Origin of the sequence: Ilyobacter sp. (assembly GCF_041583315.1) — a bacterium.
Taxonomy (GTDB): Bacteria; Fusobacteriota; Fusobacteriia; order Fusobacteriales; family Fusobacteriaceae; genus Ilyobacter.
This window is the reverse complement of the sequence record NZ_JBFHGC010000475.1, coordinates 1-2,263: the sequence shown is the minus strand read 5'-3', so window position 1 is coordinate 2,263 and position 2,263 is coordinate 1. Positions and strand designations below refer to the sequence as shown.

The 2,263-nt window shown below is 36.4% G+C and carries 4 protein-coding genes; all 4 read left to right on the top strand.

What is annotated here, in order from left to right:
• The coding region (locus ABZA26_RS13110) for a hypothetical protein (RefSeq protein ID WP_372714954.1) at positions 1-188 on the top strand (188 nt) is incomplete at its 5' end.
• 163 nt (positions 189-351) lie between these two features.
• Entirely contained in the window at positions 352-513 is a 162-nt protein-coding gene (locus tag ABZA26_RS13105) for a hypothetical protein (protein ID WP_372714953.1), read from the top strand.
• An 88-nt stretch (positions 514-601) separates the two neighbouring features.
• On the top strand, positions 602-1,300 hold the full coding sequence (locus tag ABZA26_RS13100; protein WP_372714952.1) for a phage antirepressor KilAC domain-containing protein: 699 nt from the start codon (positions 602-604) through the stop codon (positions 1,298-1,300).
• A gap of 2 nt (positions 1,301-1,302) precedes the next feature.
• The coding region (locus tag ABZA26_RS13095) for a hypothetical protein (protein ID WP_372714951.1) at positions 1,303-2,263 on the top strand (961 nt) is incomplete at its 3' end.

Genomic DNA, 2,263 nt, shown 5'->3' with positions numbered 1-2,263 from the left:
TGGTAGTGGTGAATAATAACAATTTGAGTTTGGATGAGATTTCAAAAAAAACAAAGGAGCAGGCTTCAATATATATCTGTAAAAGATTTTCAAGCCTGCTTGAAGACAATGGTTATATGAGCGAAGAGGAATTTGATGCTATAAATGATCTCGTATGTAGAATTCTTGGAAAATCTAATTCTGAGTAATAAATTCTATTACTTTAGCTGTAGCAACGTTACTTAATACATTTAAAAGGACGTACTAGCTGAGGCATTCCTAGGAAGAAGAGAGAAAGAAACTCTAGAGACATCTGACACTGTCAGAACGATATCTGAAAAGTTAAAGACTATTAGTGAATTAGAAAAACAGATGGAGGAGCTTACAATTGCTTTGAAGTTTCACTATGCAAGTGTAGCCATGAGTGCTGATAATGCCTTTGAGAAGCTTGAAAACAGCCCTCACAGCAATAGAGGCAACGTAGAGAAGCAGATCATAAACGGAAAGACTTATTTAACGCAGAAATTTGATTAATATTTTAATTTTTTAGATCTTCTTATTTCATTTTTTATTAACTTTATGAAATAAGTAGATTTATTGAAATTAAAAACTGGAGGTACGTATGGAACTAATCAAAATCGAAAACAACAAAAATCACGGACTGGTAATATCGAGCAGGGTAGTGGCTGAGGAACTAGGGAGAAGACACGATCACGTAATGAGAGATTTGGAAAATATTTTAACCTCCCCAGATTTGGGGGCGTTAATTATCCAAAGTGAATACAAGGCTGGAAACGGGCAAATGAGAAAAGAGTTTCTTCTCACTAAAGATGGTTTTATTCTCTATATGTTCAATATTCAGGGAAATAACGATTTTAAGTTAGCTTATATAAATAAGTTCAATGAAATGGAAAGAACATTGCAGGAAACTAAAAGAGTCCCTCAGACATTTCGTGAAGCTCTGCTACTTGCTGCAGAACAGCAGGAGAGAATAGAGGAGCAAGAACAGAAGATCCTGGAAATGAAGCCCAAAGAGGAATTCTACGACGAGATCATCGATAGCAAAGACACAATAGATATAGGGACTGTGGCAAAGGTAATCAATAAAGGGATAGGAAGAAATAAACTCTTTAAAATTCTGAGGGACAGAAAGGTTCTACAAAATAACAACCAGCCTTATCAGGAATATATCGACAGAGGGTATTTCAGATGTGTAGAGAGCAGGTTCACCAAGCCAAATGGGACTACCAGTATCAATATAAAAACTGTAGTGTTTCAAAAGGGATTGGACTATATCAACAAACTGGTTTGCGAGGTGTGAAAATGAATAAAAAACAGACAGAAAAGGCTATCGCTTCTGATGTAAAAAAAATGATAGCTGAAAAGGGCGACATTGAAAAACTTTTTGAAAAATGGAATGAGAAGTGGCATAAGCCGATTCTCGTGAAGGCAGTAAGAAATCTGAGAAAGAAAAGTAACAGAAAAATAGAGAAAGAACATCTCAAAATAGTAAAGGACACATATTTCGGGATAGAACCTCATTCACTTATAGACGCCCTTATAGGGGAGGCAGTGACTCATGCGGTAATACTAGGAGGGATATGGGATATCACTTATGAAGAAATGGTATACATAGCTACCCATTATCCCAGGCACTCATGGGATGTCTTGCAGACTGTCATCAAGCAGCTGAAAGACGAGATTAGCAGAGAGGATCTAGAAGTCAATATAGGCCCCAGTATGGAATTCATGAAAAAGAACAGGACCCGTATCAGAAACTTCAAATTGAGCCTGAGCAATAAAAAAGAGCCTGTGATACCGCATCTAAACAGTTATATCGATAAAAAATTGATGGAATGGGAAAGAAAGCACAGTATAAAGATCTCCAAGGACAGCAATATAAACCTGGAACCTGTGAGAGGATTTTTCCCGAGACTTGAAAATGTGGAATATACAAGAGTCACTGATTTCGTACTCTTGGGAAAACTTCAGTTTACAGTTACAGAGCTGGAATCAGCCTTGGAAGAGCTTATTTCAAAGGATTATGAAAAAGATTTTATAAGAAGATCCAAGGATATTATTACAAGGATAAAGACTTACAAAGACAATGTGATCGATAGTGTTTATGATTACGATATTACCAGGAAAGAATATGAGTTCCAACAATCTGTAAAAGGCTATGAGGAGCCTGTAAAACTATCTTTGGAGATGGCAGGGTTAGAATATAGCTGGAAGAACTTCAAAGAGGTAAAAAGCTACTTAGAGGACTTGAAAAAGATGTCTA